This window comes from Nonomuraea sp. B5E05 (assembly GCF_039880665.1).
Lineage (GTDB): Bacteria > Actinomycetota > Actinomycetes > Streptosporangiales > Streptosporangiaceae > Nonomuraea.
In genome coordinates this window covers 1-19520 of record NZ_JBDPMJ010000039.1, presented here as the reverse complement: position 1 = coordinate 19520, position 19520 = coordinate 1, and the positions used below count along the sequence as shown (strand labels likewise).

At 67.4% G+C, this 19520-nt stretch carries 20 protein-coding genes; 12 read left to right on the top strand and 8 right to left on the bottom strand.

The window, feature by feature from the left end:
- The first annotated feature begins 7 nt into the window (after positions 1–7).
- The 7 genes from ABGB01_RS41425 (at position 8) to ABGB01_RS41395 (ending at position 7209) form a co-directional block, all read left to right on the top strand.
- A complete protein-coding gene (locus ABGB01_RS41425) occupies positions 8–1852 on the top strand; it encodes a Tn3 family transposase (protein WP_347779413.1) in 1845 nt (614 codons plus the stop codon).
- A 156-nt stretch (positions 1853–2008) separates the two neighbouring features.
- A complete protein-coding gene (locus tag ABGB01_RS41420; protein ID WP_347779411.1) occupies positions 2009–3343 on the top strand; it encodes a hypothetical protein in 1335 nt (444 codons plus the stop codon).
- A gap of 268 nt (positions 3344–3611) precedes the next feature.
- Positions 3612–4547, top strand: a complete 936-nt coding sequence (locus ABGB01_RS41415) for a tyrosine-type recombinase/integrase (protein ID WP_347779409.1) — start codon at positions 3612–3614, stop codon at positions 4545–4547.
- A 296-nt stretch (positions 4548–4843) separates the two neighbouring features.
- Positions 4844–5743, top strand: a complete 900-nt coding sequence (locus tag ABGB01_RS41410; RefSeq protein WP_347779407.1) for a recombinase family protein — start codon at positions 4844–4846, stop codon at positions 5741–5743.
- A 461-nt stretch (positions 5744–6204) separates the two neighbouring features.
- Positions 6205–6558: a VOC family protein gene (locus ABGB01_RS41405; RefSeq protein WP_347779405.1), complete on the top strand. Its 354-nt coding sequence runs from the start codon at positions 6205–6207 to the stop codon at positions 6556–6558.
- 107 nt (positions 6559–6665) lie between these two features.
- Positions 6666–6911 (top strand): Tn3 family transposase, encoded by a 246-nt coding sequence (locus tag ABGB01_RS41400; RefSeq protein WP_347779403.1) that lies wholly within the window; start codon positions 6666–6668, stop codon positions 6909–6911.
- Positions 6912–6942: 31 nt separating this feature from the next.
- Positions 6943–7209, top strand: coding sequence for a Tn3 family transposase (locus ABGB01_RS41395; protein WP_347622726.1), 267 nt, complete (start codon positions 6943–6945; stop codon positions 7207–7209).
- Positions 7210–7289: 80 nt separating this feature from the next.
- On the opposite strand, the gene ABGB01_RS41390 is transcribed toward ABGB01_RS41395, so the two are convergent.
- Together ABGB01_RS41390 and ABGB01_RS41385 are read right to left on the bottom strand one after the other, a co-directional pair.
- The gene (locus ABGB01_RS41390; RefSeq protein WP_347779401.1) at positions 7290–7982 is read right to left on the bottom strand and encodes a hypothetical protein; all 693 of its coding nucleotides are present in this window, start codon (positions 7980–7982) and stop codon (positions 7290–7292) included.
- Entirely contained in the window at positions 7982–8551 is a 570-nt protein-coding gene (locus ABGB01_RS41385) for an RNA polymerase sigma factor (RefSeq protein ID WP_347779399.1), read from the bottom strand. The genes ABGB01_RS41390 and ABGB01_RS41385 overlap by 1 nt, the downstream gene beginning before the upstream one ends.
- 382 nt (positions 8552–8933) lie before the next feature.
- On the opposite strand from ABGB01_RS41385, the gene ABGB01_RS41380 reads away from it, so the two are divergent.
- Entirely contained in the window at positions 8934–9083 is a 150-nt protein-coding gene (locus tag ABGB01_RS41380) for a hypothetical protein (protein WP_347779398.1), read from the top strand.
- A 22-nt stretch (positions 9084–9105) separates the two neighbouring features.
- Here the strand turns inward: ABGB01_RS41380 and ABGB01_RS41375 are convergent, their stop codons facing one another.
- Complete coding sequence (locus tag ABGB01_RS41375) at positions 9106–9990, bottom strand: recombinase family protein (protein ID WP_347779396.1); 885 nt, start codon at positions 9988–9990, stop codon at positions 9106–9108.
- A 226-nt stretch (positions 9991–10216) separates the two neighbouring features.
- Here ABGB01_RS41375 and ABGB01_RS41370 point away from each other — a divergent pair, with 226 nt between their 5' ends.
- Positions 10217–10888, top strand: a complete 672-nt coding sequence (locus ABGB01_RS41370) for a TetR/AcrR family transcriptional regulator (RefSeq protein ID WP_347779395.1) — start codon at positions 10217–10219, stop codon at positions 10886–10888.
- Positions 10889–11027: 139 nt separating this feature from the next.
- Here ABGB01_RS41370 and ABGB01_RS41365 read toward each other — a convergent pair whose 3' ends face one another.
- The 4 genes from ABGB01_RS41365 to ABGB01_RS41350 form a co-directional block, all read right to left on the bottom strand.
- On the bottom strand, positions 11028–11156 hold the full coding sequence (locus tag ABGB01_RS41365; RefSeq protein ID WP_347622716.1) for a hypothetical protein: 129 nt from the start codon (positions 11154–11156) through the stop codon (positions 11028–11030).
- A 281-nt stretch (positions 11157–11437) separates the two neighbouring features.
- Positions 11438–11563, bottom strand: a complete 126-nt coding sequence (locus tag ABGB01_RS41360; RefSeq protein WP_347779394.1) for a hypothetical protein — start codon at positions 11561–11563, stop codon at positions 11438–11440.
- Positions 11564–11917: 354 nt separating this feature from the next.
- Positions 11918–12754, bottom strand: coding sequence for a transposase family protein (locus tag ABGB01_RS41355; protein ID WP_347779393.1), 837 nt, complete (start codon positions 12752–12754; stop codon positions 11918–11920).
- A 142-nt stretch (positions 12755–12896) separates the two neighbouring features.
- A complete protein-coding gene (locus ABGB01_RS41350; protein WP_347779392.1) occupies positions 12897–13103 on the bottom strand; it encodes a hypothetical protein in 207 nt (68 codons plus the stop codon).
- An 841-nt stretch (positions 13104–13944) separates the two neighbouring features.
- Here ABGB01_RS41350 and ABGB01_RS41345 point away from each other — a divergent pair.
- Both ABGB01_RS41345 and ABGB01_RS41340 read left to right on the top strand, forming a co-directional pair.
- Positions 13945–14391, top strand: coding sequence for a MarR family transcriptional regulator (locus tag ABGB01_RS41345; RefSeq protein ID WP_347622712.1), 447 nt, complete (start codon positions 13945–13947; stop codon positions 14389–14391).
- Between the two features lie 41 nt (positions 14392–14432).
- Positions 14433–15821, top strand: coding sequence for an MFS transporter (locus ABGB01_RS41340; protein WP_347779390.1), 1389 nt, complete (start codon positions 14433–14435; stop codon positions 15819–15821).
- Here the strand turns inward: ABGB01_RS41340 and ABGB01_RS41335 are convergent.
- The gene (locus ABGB01_RS41335; protein WP_347779388.1) at positions 15722–16147 is read right to left on the bottom strand and encodes a DUF4158 domain-containing protein; all 426 of its coding nucleotides are present in this window, start codon (positions 16145–16147) and stop codon (positions 15722–15724) included. The two genes, ABGB01_RS41340 and ABGB01_RS41335, sit on opposite strands and share 100 nt — an antisense overlap.
- An 86-nt stretch (positions 16148–16233) precedes the next feature.
- Between ABGB01_RS41335 and ABGB01_RS41330 the strand changes: the two genes are divergently transcribed.
- Positions 16234–19239, top strand: coding sequence for a tetratricopeptide repeat protein (locus tag ABGB01_RS41330; RefSeq protein WP_347779386.1), 3006 nt, complete (start codon positions 16234–16236; stop codon positions 19237–19239).
- The last annotated feature ends 281 nt before the right edge of the window (positions 19240–19520 follow it).

Genomic DNA, 19520 nt, shown 5'->3' with positions numbered 1-19520 from the left:
TCTGCCGGTGCTGGACCAGCCGTGGAGCACCGCGGACCTGATGGACGCGGTCGCCATCCTCGGGGAGTTGAACCGGACCGGCGGCCGGAAGGTCCCGGCCGGGGCGCCGACGTCGTTCGTGCCCGCCCGGTACGCCGACTATCTGGCCAAGGCCCGCAAGAGCGGGGACGACACCGCGTTCCGGCATTACTGGGAGCTGTGCACCGTGCTCGCGTTGCGGGACGGTCTGCGCAGCGGGGATGTGTTCGTGCCGGGCTCGCGCCGCTACGCCGACCCGGGCACCTACCTGTACACCCCCGAGCAGTGGGAGTCCAAGCGGGCCGAGTTCTGCCAGCTGGTCCGCAAACCGGCAGACGCAACCGAGGCGATCGAGCAGGTCAAGGAGGAGCTCCACCAGGCCCTGGAGGACCTGGAGGAGACGCTCGCCAGCGCCTCCCCGAACGACGTCGGAGCGGTCCGGCTGGACGAGGTCGGACGGCTGGTCATCCCGCCGCTGTCGGCCGAGGACATCCCGGCCGAGGCCAAGGAACTGCGGGAGGAGCTGTCGGGGATGCTGCCGTTCGTGCCGATTGCTTCCCTGCTGATCGAGCTGGACGCCCGCACCGGCTTCATGGACTGCTTCACCCACGCTGGCGGCCGCAAGTCGAAGCTGTCGGTGGAGCAGAAACGCAACATCCTGGCCGTCCTGATCGCCGGGGCCACCAACCTGGGCCTGACCCGCATGTCGGAGGCGTGCGGGGTGTCCTACGACACCCTGGCCTGGACCCAGGAGTGGTATGTGCGGGAGGAGACGCTGCGCGAGGCGAACACGGTCCGGGTCAACCACCACTACAAGCTGGAGCTGGCCAAGAAGTTCGGTGGCGGCACCATGTCGTCCTCGGACGGGCAGCGCTTCCCCGTCCGTGGCAAGAGCTTGACGGCCCGGGATATGAACATCCACGGCGGCCGGGTCCTGTCGACCTATACTCATGTCTCCGACCAGTGGTCGACGTACGGCACGAAGCAGATCGTGCCGACCACCCGCGAGGGCCACTACACCCTGGACGAGATGCTCGGCAACGCCACCGACCTTCCGATCACCGAGCACGCAACTGATACGCACGGCGCCACGCTGGTCAACTTCGGGTTGTTCGACCTGGTCGGCAAGGTCCTGACCCCCGGGATGCGCGATCTGGGCAGGATCACCATGCTGCGGGTCGACACCCCGGCGGCGACCAACGCGCTCTACCCGCACGCCGGGCCGCTGCTGGCCGACCGGTGGAACGAGGACCTGATCTGTGAGTGCTACCCCGACCTGCTACGGATGGGCGGGTCGCTGCAGTTCGGGGAGGCCACCGCCTCGCTCATCGTCGGGAAGTGGTCGGCCGCCTCCCGGCAGAACACCCTGGCCGCGGCGTTGAAGGAGTGGGGGCGGATGCGCCGCACCATCCACGCCGCCCGCTATCTTTCGGATCCGGTCTACCGGCGCAAGATCTCCCGGCAGCTTAACGAGGGCGAGTCGCTGCACGCGCTGCGCCGGGACTTGCACTACGCCCAGCAGGGCACCATTGTCCGGCCTCACCTGCAGGACCAGACCGAGCAGGCATGGTGCCTTACGATCTTGACGAACGCGGTGATCACGTGGACGACCGAGTATTACGGGATGGCGATCATGGAGCTGTGCGGCCAGGGCCGTGAGGTTCCCGACGAGCTGCTGTCGTTCATCGCCCCCGGCCACCGCGAGAACATCAACTTCTTCGGCTTCATCGAGGTCGACATCGAAGCCGAACTCGCCAAACTGGACGACGGCTGGCGACCGCTGCGGCCAACCCTGGTTAACGAGTCAGGCACCACCTTCCTGATCAACCCCTGATGCCCGAACCCTGGAAGAAACACGATCGTGGTGAGCAAGAACTGTGCGGTGAGCCGCCAAACCCTGGATTACGCAGGTCAGGCAAGACCTCCCCTCTGCGGCACGGGGAACTCGCAGATGGAAGATCGCGTCAAAGCCTGCATGAGATCCTTTCGCGTGTTCCTGGCGTCTGTCCTCATCGTCCTGGGCGCCGGATGCGGCGGCGACGTGGCGGCCTCTGCGGCGCTGCTTCTGCCGGAGCAGCCAGGAGATCTCCATCTGGAGGAGATCGTCACAACGGACGCCGAGCAGAATCCGATCACGGTGTACGCGGAAGGTGACGCACCCGGCGACAGGACGCTGGCCGTCCTGGTAACAGAGTCGGAGGACTGGGAGCAGCCGTACAACTGGGAGCTGCCGCACCAGGGAAAGCCCGTCAAGCTGGACAAGCACGAGGCGACCATGGGCGGATCGGGACAACACCGCTGGATCACCTGGCCGGTCAAGACGAGCCAGGACTTCGAGTCGTTCGCGGTGCTGGGCCACGGGTTGTCGGAGGCCGAGCTGACCAGGGCGGCCAACGGAGTGGCAGAGGATCTGCGGCGGCCCCGGATCGACGCCGCTTATCTGCCGCAGGGACTGGACCTCGTCAAGACCGGTTCGCTGCCGATCGGCAACTGGCAGGCGGAACTCGGCGGAACGGAGCAGGTCTGGACCAACCGACAGGCGCGCGCCAGAGTCTCCGTCAGCCAGTTGCCCGGCGATGCCGGCATGGCGGTTCTCGCCGGCGCCACGGTCAGGGGAGAGCCTCGGGAGATCCGCGGCACCACCGGCCTGGCGGGTGGCGACCTGCTGTCCAGCGGAACGCTCAGCAACGACTGGGTGCACCAGGACCGGGCCCTCATGACACCCAAAGTCCGGCTCTGGCGGGAGAACGGCATGATCATCAAGGTGCACGCGCTGGGGCTGGCCGACCACGTGGTGGACGCGTTCGTACAAGGTCTGCGCCCGGCCGGCCCGGAAGCCGTCGAGCGGGCGCGTGACCAGATCCTGGAGTACCCTCCCGATCTGCTGTTCCCGCCCACCGACGATGAGAACCGTCCCCTGCGTGTCGTCACGCACGGCAGGAACGCCGAACGAGCCTGGGCCATGAGCGCCGGACTACAGGACGGAACCTTCACGTGGGACTTCCGCGTGCTCTCCCGCCGAGAGATCGTGGACGGTGGCGGTGGGAGCTTCGAATCGTGGAAGCCGGAGTACGGCCGGGTGCCGCTGACGATCATGCATGACGTGCCCAGCGACAACATCCTCATCGGCTTCGCGGGGACCGGAGTACGGAAGGTGCGCATCAGCTACGCGGACGGCACCTCGGAAGAGCTTCCGCTCGGCCCGGCGGGCGGTCCAGGCGGTGTCCGCTGGTTCTCTGCCGAGGTGAAGTCCCGCTCGTTCAAGCTCTCCGCCGAGATGAAGGACGGCAAGGTCACCGACACCGTACGGCGCCGCATCCCCTGAGCGGCCTGATCACAGGCATCGGTCAGGCAGCGCCTCTCCGATACTCGCCGTGGAACATCGTCGCGGTCAAATGGGCGTACACATGTTCAGCCTGGCGCCGCCGCCGTCAGGGTTGTGATCGGGCCGGGGCTCAGCTGATTCTTAGATAATTAGCCGTTATCCGGCAAGATAGCGATCACCGACGTAGCGCGAGCTGGGCGAGCATCCCTCACTGCGGAGGCTTCGTTTCCCGGTTATCTGGCAACCTGGCGGATCAGGGAGGGCGACGATGGAGCTGGTCATCGCCGAGCAGCTCGGCCACGCACACCCGCTCGCCCGGCATCTCGACGACTTCCTCACCGACCTGGCCAACGCCGGCGCCTCCGCGCACACCCGGCGCGCCTACCGCGGCGACCTGATCGCCTTCGCCGCCCACCACGGCGAGGAGATCGGCGAGCTGACCGCCGCACCCATCCGCGCCTACCTGGCCGAGCTCGCCGACCTGTCGCCGGCCAGCCGCAAGCGCAAGCGCGCCGCCATCGCCTCCTTCACCAAGTGGGCCGTCCGCCACGACCTCCTGCAGGCCAACCCGATGGACCGCATCGACACCATCAAGGTGCCCAAGAACCTGCCCCGCCCAGCGTCGGCCGCCGACGTCGCCAAGGTCATGGCCGTGATCTGCTCGCGGCGGCCGCGCAAGGACCTGCCGCTGGACCGGCTGCGCGATCGGGTGCTGTTCGAGACCGCCTACGTCTGCGGCGCCCGATCCTCCGAAGTCTGCGGCCTGTACGTCGAAGACCTCGACCTGCGCCTGGACGACGAACACGTCCGCATCCACGGCAAAGGCGGCAGCGTACGCACCGTCCTGCTGGACGACCGCGGCTACGTCACCCTGCTCAAGCTCTATCTGGCCCGCGCCGGCTACACCGCCGGGCCACTGTTCCGCGCCAGCATCAACGGCCGCGGCGGACCGCTGTCCTGCGACGCCGCCCACCACCGCTGGCAGAACTACTGCACCGCCGCACGCGTCGAGATCGACATCCATCAACTGCGGCACGCCCACGCCACCGAACTCATCAACGCCGGGGTGTCCATCGAGGCCGTGCGCCGCCGCCTCGGCCACGCCTCCACCGAGACCACCCAGCTTTACGCACTGCTGGACGACAAGGTCGCCGACGCCGAGATCCGCGCCGCCCGCCGACGCCGCGACCAAGCGATCCACTGACGACAAACCCGCTCAGGGGCCATCGCACCCTCTTGCATCATCAGCGCAGGTCAGAGATGGGTTCGTTGAATTTTCCGCGATTGCTACGAGGACCCCTGGTAGCTTTCATGGCTTCATGACCGCGAACTTCTTCGGCTGACGCGGCACGGTCTTGCTCTGTCGAAGTGCCCGAACACCGTCGACCTCGGCACACCGGATATGTCGGTGATCTGCTGGACGGTCTGCTCTCGCTCGCCGTAGAGCTGTTGGGCGAGCGCGGCCTGGTCCTCGGTGACCGTCGGCCGACGCTTTACCACTTGTGGGTTCGTGATCACTGTCCCGAGTGTCGACAAACGAACGCCGACCCGGTCACCTTCGAGGAACAGGCCGGAACCTCCAGCCGCCTCCACCCGCTCCAGCGGTCGAAGTTCGGCGAACTGCTCACCTACGCGCGGCCCGGCGACACCGTGCACATCTCCGAGATGTTCCGCCTCGTACGCGGCACCCAGCACATCCTCGACGTGCTCGACGTCCTCCACCGAGACCGTCTCGCCCTGCGCATCCACGACGGCGCGTTCTCCGCGATGGACCTCACCGCCCGCCACCCGCGCACCGGAGAACTGCTGTCCACGGTGAAGTTCATGGTCCAGACCCTTGCGGCCGCCGGCGAACTCCAACGCGACCTCCAGCGCGAACTGACCTACGACGGGCTACGGGCCGCCGAGGCCAAGGGCAACAAGGGCGGCCGCCGCCCAGCCTCAAACCCGAAAAGACCGCCACAGTCCGCACCGCCTACCTGGGCGGCCGCTCCATTGCTTCCCTGGCCCGCGAGCATGGCGTCAGCCGGGGCGCCATCCGCACCGCCGTCGCCGACCTCATGCCCGACCACACCGCGGCGGCCGGCCACGAGGACACCCCGGCCGCGCAGCTGCCGGGGTGTCCTCGACATGCCGGGCAAGGTCGCCGACTTCCTCCGCACCGCGGAACTTACCAACACCGAACGAGCCGCACTCGACCACGGCCTGACCCTACGGCGCGGCCAGGGCTACACCCTGCGCGTTAGCGCCGCGCCAGCGATCCACCGCCAGTTCCTCGAACGCTGCGAGCCTCTCGACGGCAGCGCCCAGGGCACCCCTGCGGTTCCGGCACAGCGAAAGGCCCGCCGCGAGTACGAGAACCGCGTCAACACCCTCCCAGCGGCTACAGCCGGACCATGATCGTTCTCACCGATAACCGCTGTACCGATGTTCCCCAAGGCCGGAGCCGGGGGCCATGGGCGCGAGCGTAGCGAATTCTCCAGCTGTTGATCTTCCTCTCGGGTGCTTTGAGCAGTGACGCCTCAGGCCATGTGACCCAGGGTCCTCGGGCGCTTCCCGGGTCGAGCCGAGATGACGGGAATTCCGGCCGTGGGTGGATTTTGAGCGCTCTGACCTGCTGCAACGTCGTCGAGGGGGTTCGAGTTCCGCCGTACGACTCGGGGCCAGCCCTACTTCCGAGATGAGCCAATCTTGGATGTGGATTCCAGGCCGTACTTCCGGGATTTCGCACTCCAGGACTCCGAAACTCGTCCGGTCCACTTCCGAGATCACGAACATGATCGACTGTTGGCCGCTTCTGCTCGCATCTCGGCTCGACCCCCTCCGGGGCCGGGCCTCCGGTCCTGTCTATGCTCAAGCCCATGGCACTGGAATGGGAACAGATCATCGTCGACTCCGCCGACCCTGTCGCTCTCGGGCGCTGGTGGGCCGAGGCTCTCAGCTGGGTTGTGGTCGACGAATCTGAGGAGATCATCGAGATCCGGCCTGAGCCGGACCGGATGCCAGGGCTGCTCTTCGTGCCTGTCGCCGAGGGCAAGACGTCGAAGAACCGGCTCCACCCCGATTTCCGCCCCGACGACCAGGAGGCCGAGGTTGCCCGGCTGCTCTCCCTCGGTGCCCGGCGCGTCGACACCGTACAGGACGAGCAGCACTGGGTGACCCTCCTCGACCCGGAGGGCAACGAGTTCTGCGTCCTGGGTGAGCGGAAGCGCTGAGCGGAAGCACTGGCGAAGCGCTGAGCGGAGGCCGGCAGTTATTCGGGGCCCGAGTCGTAGGGCGGAGCTCGAATCCCCTCGACGACTTTGCAGCAGGTCAGGAGGCGGTGCTGTCGAACAAGACCATCGACTGGGAGTTGATCGCCCGCCACTACGACCAGATGGTCAAGCACGCGACCGCGCTGCGGTTGCGTACCGCCGAGTCGCATCAGATGCTGCGACGCTTCACCCGTGGCGGCCCCAAGCACCCCACCTACCAGGCGATCGAGGAGCTCGCCGCGTTATCAGAACGATCTACATCTGCGATTACCTCGCGGATGAGGAGCTCACGAGGGAGATCGGCGAGAGGCTGAACGTGGTGGAGAACTTCAACTCCGCCAGCAAGTGTTCTACGGCAAGGCCGGCGACCTGACCGGCGACGACCGGGAGCACGTCGAGGTCTCCGCGCTGGCGCTGCATCTGATCGCCTACCTGAACACGGTGATGATCCAGATCGTGCTGCGGGATGCGGCCTGGCGCAAGCGGCTGAGCCCGGCCGACCGGCGGGGCCTGTCGGCCTTGTTCTGGACCCATCTGAACCTGTACGGGCGCTTCGAGCTCGACATGAACCGCCACCTGGAGTTGGAGGCCGTCGCCGATCCACTGCGGTGAGTGAAGACGCTGGCACACCGGTTGTTCGGCGCGGGCCTGCACTCCTGCGGGGCCATGGTCGCCGCGCAGGAGCCTCACTGTCAGCCTCTCGCCATCTCCTCGGTGTGCTCCTTGTCGTGCCCTGCCTCATCCACGAGCGTGCAGGGCCGCACGGGGCTGCCCGCTTTGGCCAGCCAGGCCCCCAGGCTCCAGCTGACCCCCGGATCGTTGCCGAGCCTGAACTCCAGCACCAGGGTCTCTCCGGGCCTCATGAACTTCGGGGAGATCCTGAACGTGTCCTTGGAGATGGCGCGGGTGACGTCCCTGGACCGCCAGTGCTCTGGCCGGTAGAACTCCTTGCGTTGCTTCGCGGTCATGTTCTTGGGGTTAGGCGAGCCGTACATATAGTCCGCGCCGACGAACCGGCCGGACGCGCACCTCTTGTCCCGTGGGCTGTAGGTGACGTCGGCCGTGATGCCCTGGGCGTTCAGCGCGGCCTGCAAGCCTTCGGGATCCTGCAGCTCGTTGATCGTCACGATCAGCGTGCCGTCGGGGTTCTTCGCCACCGCGTAAGCGGGCTCGCCGTCCCCGATCACCAGCGGTGCGGCGACAACGGCCACCGCGACGCCGGCCGCGACCAGCAGCCGTGGACCGGTGAAGATCGCCCGGCCTCCCCCGAAGATGCGCCGGCGCGCGGGCGGGCCGTCCATTCCTTCCAGCAGCCGCCGCCGCGCTCCGGCGAGGTCGTCTGGAGTGCCCGGGGGAGTCACCCACATGGTTTTGAGCTCGTCCATCATTCTGCTCCTCGTTCTAGTGTCTGACGAACCCGGGTGCGGGCCCGGTTGAGTCGTGAGCGCACGGTTCCCACAGGGATGGCAAGTGCGTCCGCGACCTCCTGGTAGCTCAGTTCGGCCCAGGCGACGAGCAGCAGCACATCGCGATCGGCTTGGTTGAGTTTCAGTAACGCCCGTGCCAGCGGCCGGTTGGCGGCAAGGGTGCCGACCCCGTCCTCAACCGGCGTGCCGGACACCTCCGCCGGATGCACCCCACTGCGGATGTAGGCGCGGTAGAGGCTCATCTCGGTGCGCCGATGCTTGGCGATCAGGTTGGAGGCGATGCCGTACAGCCATGGGCGGGCGTTGGCGCGGGCCTTGTCGTAATCGCCCCGGCGCTGGAAGGCGGTCAGAAAGGTGTCGGCCACGACGTCCTCGGCCTGGCTGGGGCCCAGTCGCCGGACCACGTAGCTATGGAGGTACGGCGCATGCCGGTCGAATAAAACGGCGAAGGTCTCCGGCTCGTTCAGCGACCTCTCGATGAGGGTCGCATCGTCTGCCTTGATGCCGTCGCGTATGGGGTCATGCATGCCGACCCCTTCTTGGCGTATGCCGGTCACAGGTACTCTTGTCGCGCCAGACCGAAATGGTTCACGCCTGTCTTCGGCCCGAACCGATGAAGTGTCCGGGCCATGCCCGCAACGGCGCTGTCGGGCAACAGCGCCTACTCGTCCGCCTCCCCGATGGCATAGTGAAGTCTTCGCCCGGTTCGCCGAGCAGGTGAGGGCGCGGATGGTCGGTACGCGGGTGGCGTCGCGGGACGTGTAGGCGGCCTGGACGCACGGGATGTGCAGGCGTCGGTGGCTACGACGGCTCGGTCCTCGTAGTGGTCCGGCCCGAACGCACCATCTGCATGCCCTTCCTCGAATGCCTCGCCACCGCTCCTGGTACCGGCAGATCCTCCTGGATGACGTGCATCGTCGTGTCCTCTATCACAGCGCCCGTCTGGCCGATCCTCACGAGCCGGCCTCGGCGCAACCGGGCGACACGGTCCGCCTGGTGCCCGGATCCTCGGCCGAGGCGACGATCGCCGTGGTGCCCGTCGGCCACCAGGCCGGCTGATCCCTACCCGGGCGCGAGGTGATCAGCTCCTGGCTGGAACCTCGCCGTCATCGGCCAGCACCCGGTAGATGCTGGCCACCGAAGGATGCCGGCCCTTGTTCTTGCCCGAAGGGATGACCAGATTGCGGGCGATGTCGGGGACCGCCACGCCTCGGGCGCGCAGCGACCGGGCATAGGCGATCATGTCGTCGTCGAACACCTTGGGGCGGCCGCCGTGCCGACCGCGCTCGCGGGCTGAGGCCTGGCCCTCGAGGGACTTCTCCCGGATGTACTCTCGCTCGGACTCGGCCATGCCGGAGAAGAAGGCGAACAACGCCGCCCCGTGCCCTGAGGGGTTGTAGATGCCCTGCAGCGGGCCGCTCAGCAACTCCAGCTCGATATCGTGGCGGCGTAGTTCCTCGGCGATGGCGAGCAGTTCGGCGGCGCCCCGCCCCAGGCGCTTCATCTCATGCACGGTGAAAATCACGCGCTGATGCGGGACGGCCTGCTTGATGGTGCGGGCGTAGTCCATCGCCTTGGCGAACTCCGGCCGCAGCTTGATGCGCGTGCTGATCTTCTCGGCGAAGGTCGGTTCGCAGCCCGCCTCCTTCAGGGCGTCGAGCTGACTGTCCAGCTCCTGCTGCGCCGTGCTGCACCGGGCATAGCCCACCCGGGTCGGCCTCCTCGCGGCCGCAGGCGCCACAGCGTCCAGGGCCGGTCCCACCTGCCAGACGCGGCCGGGCCCGCGCTCGGCGGGAGTGCGCACCTCCAACTCAGTACGCAACTGCGGCACCAGCCTGAAGCGAGGCGTGTGGTACTTGGGCGCGACCTTGCTGCCCCGTGTCCGGCAGGTGCTGCCCGCGGGCGCCTCACACATCGGGCAATCGAACTGTTCGACAGCGGCGGCGGGGTCCGCGAACTCGGTCATGTCGCAAAACCTATCGCGGACTGTTCTGAAGGACGGTTTTGCGAGAGGTTATGAGAACGAAGATCGAGGACAAACCGGACACTCGCCGGATGGTCGTGAGCTCTCGCAGAACTGGTCATTTTTGAGAACACGCACGGTGACGGTCGTCACGCAGCGCTACATGGCGTCCGGTCGCTTCGACCCGAGCGTCGGGCCTCTATCCTCGGTTCAGGTCGGGAGGATAAGGGTGACAACGAACACAAGCACGCGCCGGAGCCAGCAGGAACGCACCAGGGCGACCACGGGCGCCCTGGTCGCGGCGGCTCGCGAGCTCTTCATCGATGAAGGTTTCACCGCCACCTCCCTGGACGCGATCTGCGCCAGAGCGAAGGTGACGCGCGGCGCCTTTTATCACCACTTCAGCAACAAGGAACACATCTTCCGTGAGGTCTACGCCGCCGACCAGAAGGAGCTTGCCGCGGCCGTCCGGCAGGCGTTCCAAGCCCAGCCAGATCCGTGGGACGGAATGTTCGCGGGCTGCCGCGCCCTGCTGGAAGCGTCCCTGGAACCCGCCGTCCGCCGGATCACCCTGCTGGAGGCGCCGGGCGCGCTCGGCTGGTCCGCCATGCGCGACATCCAGGCGGGATGCAAGGATCAGATGCGGCGCGGGCTGGCCATCGCGGTCGAGGCCGGGTGCATCTCCGAACGGCCGCTGGATCCCGCCACCTCGCTGCTGTACGGCGGGATCTGCGAAAGCGCCCTGGACATCGCGCGCGCCACGGACCAGCGTGCCGCGCTGGACGACTCGCTGGCGGAGCTCCGCCGGGTGCTCGCCGGCGTCTCCGGCCGTTCGACCGCGGGCTGTGCCCACAAGGAGCCTTCCGGCCCCGCCGTTCCTGGCCTACCTGACCATCGATGACCTCGACTCGGCGAGCACAGCGTCGCGGCTCTCACCGAGGTGTTCAAGATGCCGGGTGGGGCAGCCCGGCTCAGCGGTAGGAGTCGATGAGCCGGGCGAGGTGCCGCGCCGGCTTGTGGCGCTGCAACGCCTGTGGCTTTTACCGCCGGCCCACCCCGGCCAGAGGACACAGCCAGGGCTGGCAGATGCGGATCGACACCAAGCTCTTCAAGCCCGGCCAGACGTCCGTCTGGACGATGAGCGACCACAGCACCAGCACGATCCTCATGAGACGACCTCTCCCTGCTCGGCCCCGGGCAGTGGATCGGCCCAGTCCAGGTGGACGGTTCGGGTGTGCGCATAGCCCACGCGCTCCAGAACATTCCGGGAGGCGTGGTTGACGGCCATGGTGGTGGCCACGGCACGGCGGGCGCCGACGTGTATGAAGGCCAGGGCAAGGGTGGCTTCGGCGGGCTCGGAGGCGTAGCCATGCCCCCAGGGCGCGCGGCACAGGCGGTAGGCAATTGAGACGATCTCGCCCGCGTCGGTGGGGGCGCGGTGGGGCGCCGCTCAGCGGCCGCCACCGGCGGCGTGTTCCCGGCGGTCGATGGCGGCCTGCAGTTGGGCGAGCCACTCCCGGCCCCTGCTGCGCCCGTTGGGGAGTTGGTCGTCGTGGTCCCAACGCCAGGAGACCACGAGGGCGAGGCTGAGGATCCGGCAGTCGGCGAGCAGCCCGGAGTCGGCGCCCGGGTAGTGCGCGCGGGGCTCGCCACCAAGGATCGGTCTCGGACGGTTCGGGAGCGTGCCTTCTAGCTAGGACAATTTCGTGCGTGATCGTCTTCGCCTCACCCCTGGGCTCGACAAAGGTCACAGACTATGACCACCGTCTATCGTTGGCCAGCTGGGCGGTGGGTGGGAAGTTTCTTCGGAGTCGGCCCGCCCCGCAGCAGAAGATCCCACCTGCCGGTCAGGTTATCCGGTGCCACCAGCACCGGGGTCGGCCAGCGTGACCATCGTCTCAAGCAGCGTCGTGTATACAGTGACGTGATCTCAGCGAATTGCCGGCAGGTAGTCGTGCTCGAAATGGGTGAGGACAAGTGCCGCGCGGGCGATGTCGCCGATTCGGCTGGGGCTGACGGTGATGTGCTGGAGGACCCGCCAGCGGCCTTTGAGCAGGGCGAATCCGCGTTCGCCGAGGCAGCGTAGAGCGCGTAGGAGCCGGTTGTAGGTGCGGTTGTCCGGGCTGAGGATCTGGTTCCCCTCGGGTTGTCTGATCGGCGTGTGGATGCCGATTCCGGCGCCGTCGTAGCCGTTGTCGGCGAGGGTGGGCAGACCGGCTGCGGCTGCGGCGTACAGCGCACCCAGCACGTGGGTGCGGGCGGCGGACAGGTCGTGGACGGAGCCGGGTTCGACCTCGCCGATCCACAACGGCAGCCCGTCTGGTGCGGAGAGGGCTTGGAGGTTGCCGGCGTGGTGGTGGGCCTTGCCGGAGTACCAGGCGTCGATGGGTTCGCCCTTGACGCTGGTGGTCTGCTCGGCGCAGCGGTCGATGGGGATCAGGGTGCCGTCGAGGATCACGTAGGCCAGTTCTCCGGCGTGGGCGCGGTCGAGGGCTTCGTGTAGATCTGGTGCTTGAGCTGCGAAAACTCCGATGCCTTCGTGGATGTAGCGGTAGGCGGTGGCTCGGGAGACGTGGTGATCGCGGCCGAGTTTGGGGATGTCGTGCTCGCCGCGGAACCAGCACAGCACCATGACTGCCTGCCGGAACGGGGTCAGGGCTCGGCTGTCTTTGGGCGTGCCGCGCAGTCGGCGTTCATCCCGCAGAAGTCGGGCGACGTGGTGAACGAGTGCGCGAGAGACGTCGAGCGTGGCACGATGAGCAATCACGTGGAGCCTTTCGGCGGCGGGATTTCTTGTGGTGAGAACTCATCTACCGGAGGCTCCACGCCCGTCTCCGGCCTTCGATGACTCCTCCCGATAGGCCCGATACGTCACCGCCTGCGTCCCAGAAATCCCCAATCGTCCTAAATTATTTCGCTGAGATCACCTCAGTGCCGGGTTCAGCGGATTCCTCCCAGCCCGGCTCTTCCCCGGCCGCCGGATTGGTTTCCGCCGCCGGAAAGAACAGCCACCACAGGTTGTGCCAAGGGTCGAGGAACCGGGCGATGCCGTATCCGCCGTAGAAGGGAGACACCGGAGTGACGACGGTCGCACCGCGTTCGACTGCTCTGCGCATCGTCTCCTCGGGTCGGCGATGTACACCTGGGTTAGGGCCGGGGTGAACGGCCAGCCGGCCTTACGGTCAGCGACCATGAGCAACGAGTTGCCGATTCTGACTTCGGCGTGGATCAGCGTTCCGTCTCCGGCGTAGAAGTCAGGGGTGCGGGCTTCCCCCCGCTCATTCGCATCAAAGACAGCGACGAGGAAGTCGATGAAAGGCGCGGCTCCGTCAACGACAACGAATCCGTTAACGGTGTTCTCACCCCGCGGTTCGGGATCTTGCTTAGTCATCTCCATGCGTGAGGCTAGAGATAATTGCGGTCAGTTTCCTGCCGCAATAGCGGCCCAAGGACGCCCTGCCAGGTCCAGCTCGTTGGCTTGGACCGTCTCTGTAGCGGGCCAGCTTGGCCCGGTCCGGACCGCTGCCGGTGTCCAGGCCGGCCCAGCGCCCCCTCACCCTGCAGAGCACACTCATCGTCCCACCGCAAGCCCAAGAGCGCTGCTTTTTCTCAAACAGCTTCGCAGTAGTGAGGTTTTCTCGCTGATTTCAGCTGATCCGGCGGTGGACAGGGCGTACGTCCCCGTCGAACAAGACGATTCCGTCGACGTCGCATCGGGCGCGAGAGCGGACGGCGGGCGTGCGGGCGACGAATGTCGCCCGCATCAACGATCTTGTCGTGCAGGGCGACGACGAGATCCCGCTCGGCGGCCGCGACCGATCGTGGGTTCGTCAGCTGCGCCAGGTTCGGGTTGTACCAGTCCAGGCCTGGGGTCGGTGCTCTGAGAGTGTCGCCGAAGGGCGGAACTCGTCAAAGCATTTCCATAAAATATGAATATAAAGATGCTATGCTTCGAGCATGAGTCGTCAAGGCGCGTCCGCCGCCATCGGGGCAGCCCTCTACGGCCTGGCCACCAGGGCCGCGAGACGCCTGCCCCGGGACATGAGCCTGACGTCCGCCGCCACCCTGGCCACCCTGGACCGGACCGGCCCGCGGCGCATCACCGATCTGGCCGCGGTCGAGGGCGTCACCCAGCCCGCGATGACCGCCCTGGTCCGGGTGATGGAGGAGTCCGGCCTGGTCGAGCGGCGGGGCGACGCGTCCGACAAGCGGGTCACGCTGGTGTGCCTGACCGAGGCCGGCGCCTCCTATGTCCGGACGCGGCGCCAGGCGGGCGTCCACGCGTTCGAGCGGTTGATCGGCAAGCTCACCGGCGACGAGGTCGAGGCGCTGGTGGCGGCCCTTCCGGCGCTGAAGCATCTGGCAGAGCTCGAAAGCCAGGACCGCGAAGGGCCGAAGCAGTGACCGGGCAGCCGGTCGGCGGGGTCGCGGATAAGGCGTTCCCGGTGGCGCGTTCCGAGGCGCGGCTGCTGGTCCCCGCCCTGCTGTTCATCGCTCTGGTCGTGGCGGCGGTCGCCAGCCTCGGGACGCCGCTCATCACCAGCGTGGCGACCTCGTTCCACGTCTCGCTCGGCAGCGCGCAGTGGACGCTGACCGTCGCGCTGCTCAGCGGCGCCGTCGCCACGCCGGTCCTGGGTCGGCTCGGAGCCGGCCCGCACCGGCGGGCCACGATCCTCGCCACGCTGGCGGTCGTCGTCGCCGGCAGCGCGCTCACCGTGCTGCCGCTGCCGTTCGCGTGCCTGCTGGTCGGCAGGGCGGCCCAGGGCGTCGGGCTCGGGCTGACGGCGCTGATGATGGGCGTGGCGCGGGACCACCTCCCCGAGAAGCGCAGCGCGGCCGTGATCGCCCTGATCTCGGTGGTCTCGATCATCGGGGCCGGCGTCGGCTACCCGCTGGCCGCACTGCTCGCCGAGCTGGGCGGGGTACGGGCCGCCTACGGCCTCGGCCTGGTCGTCACCGCCGCCGCCCTCCTGACCGCGTGGCGCTCCATGCCCGAAGCCCCCGAAGGCCGCTCCGCCCACGTGGACGTGACAGGCGCGGTCGTCCTGGCCGCTGCGCTGCTCCTGGTGCTGTTCCTCGCCGGCGAACGGAATCTATGGAGCCGGCACCTCGCCGTGGCGGCGGGCCTCGCCGTCGTCGCGGTGGTGCTGCTCTGCGTCTGGGCCGTCATCGAGCTGCGCAGCACGACGCCCCTGGTCGATGTGCGGGCGGTGCGGCACCCGGCGGTCGCCGGGGCGAACCTCGCCATGTTCGTCGGCGGGATCGGCATGTACCTCCTGCTCACGCTCATCACCCGGTACGCGCAGACGCCGCACGGCGCCGGCTACGGCTTCGGGCTGACGACCTTCGTCGCCGGGCTGGTCCTCATCCCGTTCTCGGTGCTGGGGTTCGTCGCCGGCAAGCTCACGCCGCGGGTCCGGACGCGGATCGCCGACCCCCTGCTCCTGGCCGGCAGCGCCGTCGTGGTCGGCGGCGGGTTCGCCCTGTTCGCGGCGGCCCGGTCGGACCTGGCCGAACTGTTCGCGGCGATGGGCGTGCTCGGCTTCGGCGTCGGCGGCTTCTCGGCCGCGATGCCCGGCGTCATCCTGGCCGTCACCCCCAAGAGCGAGACGTCGAGCGCCATGAGCTTCAACTACGTCGTCCGCAGCGTCGGGTACTCCCTGGGCAGCGCCATCGGCGGCCTGACCCTCGCCGCGGGCACCGGCCCTGGCCACCTCTTCCCTGACGACAGCGCCTACACCACCGCCGCGCTCGTCGGCATCGGCGTCATGGCGTTCACGACGCTGACAAGCCTCGCTCTCGCCCGCCGACGCTCGTCCGAGACCAACCCGTAAGTCAGCGCGATCAGGTCGCGCCGGTAGTGGTTGGTGTAGGAGGCGCGCAACGTGGTCTGCACCGTGGTCCGGTAGGCGGGCCCCTTGGTTTTGAACTCGTGCACCTTGACCTGCTTGGCGACGTGCTCGATGGCCTCGTCGGCCAGCTCCGAGCGCCCTCGCGGAAAGCGGCCGTGCTGTGTGTGGAACTTCAGCAAGATCCCGAAAGCGAGTCGCGTTGCGCCGCGCTTTCCGGAGATGAGTTCGCGTTCCTCGTCGAGGATCGTCCAGTGCTCGACGAGTTCGTCGATGTGAAGCGGGGTCGTGTCATGCCCGCTCAGTATCACCTATGCGGGTCACAACGAGATCAACGGGGGGCGCGCTTCACTCCGGGTGCATCATGCTTGTCATTGGAGGTGGCGGAAGGAACGGCATGGACAGAAACAAGAAAAAGAGCGACGACCGCAAGCCGCCGGTCGTCAACGTCGTCGAGGGTGACGTCCTGGGGGTGTTGGTACAGGCCGGGGTCGTCTACGGCGGGGTCCATGTGCATCATCGCGGTGCTGCGCCGGTGCCGGTGGTCACTCCGGTGGTGCCGCTGGAGGCAGCACCACCGGAGTTGTTCGTGGGCCGCTCGAGCCAGGTTGAGGACCTGCTCGCTGAGTGGAGTCCGGAGGTTCGCCCCCCTACGAACGTGTCGGTCGTGGCTGGTATGGGTGGGGTCGGCAAGACCGTGCTGGTCCGCCACACCAGCGCTGTTGCCGTCCAGCGGGGGTGGTTCTCCGGCGGTGCTCTGCTGGTCGACATGCAGGGGTACAAGCCTACCGGCGACCGGGTGCAGGCCGCCGAAATGTTCGCGCCGTTGTTGCGGGCGCTGGGAGTCGGCGGGGAAGGGATCCCGGACACGGAGTCCGAACAGGCGACGGTGTACCACCAGTTGTTAGGCCTGTTGGCTCGGCAGCAGCGACGGGTGCTGCTCGTGCTGGACAACGTCTCAACCGTTGACCAGATCCGTGGGCTGCTGCCCAGCCACGCGGTGCACCACGTTGTGGTCACCACGCGGGACACGTTGCCGCTGCCCGGAACTCGCACGCTGGAACTGGATGTGCTTCCTGTCGAGGACGCATGCGAACTGTTGCGGCAGACACTTAACGACGACGTCCGCCTCAGCGAGGTTCCCGGTGCCGCCGAACACTTGGTACAGCTGTGTGGGCATTTGCCCCTGGCCGTGGTCATCGTCGGTGCTGTACTGGCCGAGGACACGACGCTGACCGCGGCGGAACTGATTGCCGAACTGAGCGACGCCACCACCCGGCTCGCCACGTTGGAACAGGGTGCCTCGGCGGTGGGCACCGCGTTCGATGTGTCCTGGCGGCGGGTGATAGCCCGCGATCCACCCACTGCAGGCCTGTTGAAGCTGCTGACACTCAATCCGGGCCCCGGAGTGAGCACGGACGCCGCGGCGGCCCTGCTCGGACAACCCCTAGCTGCAGTGCGTCCCCGGCTGCGGGCCTTGCGCCGCACGCACCTTCTCCAACTCACAGACGGCCACTGGCAATTGCACGACCTGATCCGGCTCTATGTCCGCGACCGGCGTATGCCGAAGCAGACCGATGAGGACGGCGGCCCCGCGACGGCCGTGACGCGGTTGCTTGAGCACTACCGGCAAGCCGCCCAGCACACAGATGCGAACGAGGCCTGTGCCTGGTTCACGCGGGAGCGCCCAAATCTGCTGGCAGCGGTCCCGCTTGCCGCGGCAGTCGGTCGGTCCGACATCACGGTCGACTTGGCCGAGTCCGTCGTCACGAAGTTCCTGACCGAACGGTACGAACTCGACACGCGGATCCTCCTCGTCCACCAGGCTGTCGGCGCGGCCGAGCAACTCGGCGACCCGGCGCGCCACACCAAGGTCCTGCTTTGGCTCGGGCGCCTTCTGGAGACCGCAGGACGACTTCCCGAGGCGATAGAAGTTTGTCGGCGCGCTCACGAGGTGTCGCTGACCACCGGCGACCCCGCGGAGGAGGCCGAAGCCTTGTTGGTTCTGGGGGTGGCGCTCTTTCATGACCAACAGTCGGAGCAGGCGGTCACTGCCTACCGCCAGGCATTGGCGTTGTGCCGTGCCGGGCACGACCGGGAAACCGAGTACCGCGTCGTGGGGTACCTGGGCGACGCGTTGTCCACGCTGCGACAGCACGACGAGGCGATCTCCGTTTTGCAGCGGGCGATCACCATCGCACGCAGATGTGGTGACCGCTCAAACGAAGGTAGCCTGCTCACCAACCTGGGCGCTGTATTCGCCAGGGCAGGACGCGCCGCGGAGGCATTCGACACGCTCGAGTTGGCCGCCGAGGTCTGCCATGCGGCAGGCGATCAGGAGTTCGAGGCACAGGCGTGGGCCAACCTCGCACTCTTGCACGCCCAACCGGGACAGCGCAGCAAGTTGGCCACCGCGCACCGCAAGGCACTCGCGATCTACCAGGCCATCGGCGACAAGGACAGCGAGAGCGTGTTGCTGGTGAACGTCGGCGTGGCCCTTACCCAGTTGGGCGGGCTGGCCGAGGGGACCGCCGCCTTCCAGGAAGCCGTGACCGTCTGCCGCGCAGCCGGGGACAAGAACGCCGAAGGCGAGGCACTGTTCCGACTCGGGTCCTTCCTGATGGACGGCCTGCAGTTCAGTGCGGCGTGCACCGCCCACCAAAAGGCCGTGGACATCTGGCGGGACATTGGAAACCGGCACCGCGAGGGCATCGAGTTGAATGCGCTCGCACGCGCACTGCTCGCGGCCGGGCGCCGAGCCGCCGCGCAGAGGGCCGCCGTGGAGGCGATCGAGGGTCTGCTCGACAGCGGCGACCTGGCGAGAGCAGCGGCAGCCCAAGAGTGGATCGACAAAGGACCCAAAACGACACCCGAAGTGTCCGAACCCGAGGAGCCGACTGCCTCCACCGTGACAACCCAAGAACAGGCACCAGGTTGCGGAGGGTGCTACACGGTGCTGACCGTTGTCGCCGTTCCGTTCCTCCACTACTTCGGCGGGTCGTGGTGGATTCTCGTCGGCTGGGCAGTTCTCGCCCCGTTCCTGCAATCGATCTGGATGGTCGGATTCCCCGTCGACATGCGCAAAGCAGCCGTCTCCACACCGGAAATGGTGCGCGCGATCCGCTTCGCGAAAGGATGTATGTTCGTCGTTCTCACCCTGGTCGCTGCCCTCGCCTTCAGCCTGGGCGGTCCCTGGTGGTTGCTGGCCTTCTGCACAGTACTGGCTGTCATCGGCATCAACGACAAGGCACGGTTGCCGCTGTATACGGTCATCGGCGGCTTGACCGCGTACTACATGTGGGGCACATGGTGGGTTCTGCTCGGACTGCTGATCCCCGTCTTGGGAATGCTCAGCTGGACCAAGCCCACAGAACGCCCAACGACACGAATCGACGTGAGCTAACACCCGGTGGAACCGCCGATCATGGCGCCAGTTGACTGCTTTCCGATGCAGGTTTGACCGGGGCCATCCCGGACGGACAGCCACCGACATGCAACACGGACGGCTGGTCTCGTGTGCGCAGACAACCCGAATAACGGTCACCCGGATGTGGACACCTTGCCCGGGTTCGACATAATTCCGCGGCCTGGAGGCCCGAATCTAGCTCCTGACCTGTGCTGACATGGGTGTAGGCGCCTGGAGGGCGTTTCTCTAGGCGGAGCTGTTCGCCTGGTTCAGCGGGG

Bases quoted from the DNA above. Each gene is read 5' to 3' on its own strand.
- ABGB01_RS41415 (WP_347779409.1), top strand. From the start codon at position 3,612: ATGGAGCTGGTCATCGCCGAGCAGCTCGGCCACGCACACCCGCTCGCC.
- ABGB01_RS41405 (WP_347779405.1), top strand. From the start codon at position 6,205: ATGGCACTGGAATGGGAACAGATCATCGTCGACTCCGCCGACCCTGTC.
- ABGB01_RS41390 (WP_347779401.1), bottom strand. From the start codon at position 7,982: ATGGACGAGCTCAAAACCATGTGGGTGACTCCCCCGGGCACTCCAGAC.
- ABGB01_RS41385 (WP_347779399.1), bottom strand. From the start codon at position 8,551: ATGCATGACCCCATACGCGACGGCATCAAGGCAGACGATGCGACCCTC.
- ABGB01_RS41375 (WP_347779396.1), bottom strand. From the start codon at position 9,990: ATGACCGAGTTCGCGGACCCCGCCGCCGCTGTCGAACAGTTCGATTGC.
- ABGB01_RS41365 (WP_347622716.1), bottom strand. From the start codon at position 11,156: ATGAGGATCGTGCTGGTGCTGTGGTCGCTCATCGTCCAGACGGACGTC.
- ABGB01_RS41350 (WP_347779392.1), bottom strand. From the start codon at position 13,103: ATGCGCAGAGCAGTCGAACGCGGTGCGACCGTCGTCACTCCGGTGTCT.
- ABGB01_RS41345 (WP_347622712.1), top strand. From the start codon at position 13,945: ATGAGTCGTCAAGGCGCGTCCGCCGCCATCGGGGCAGCCCTCTACGGC.
- ABGB01_RS41330 (WP_347779386.1), top strand. From the start codon at position 16,234: ATGGACAGAAACAAGAAAAAGAGCGACGACCGCAAGCCGCCGGTCGTC.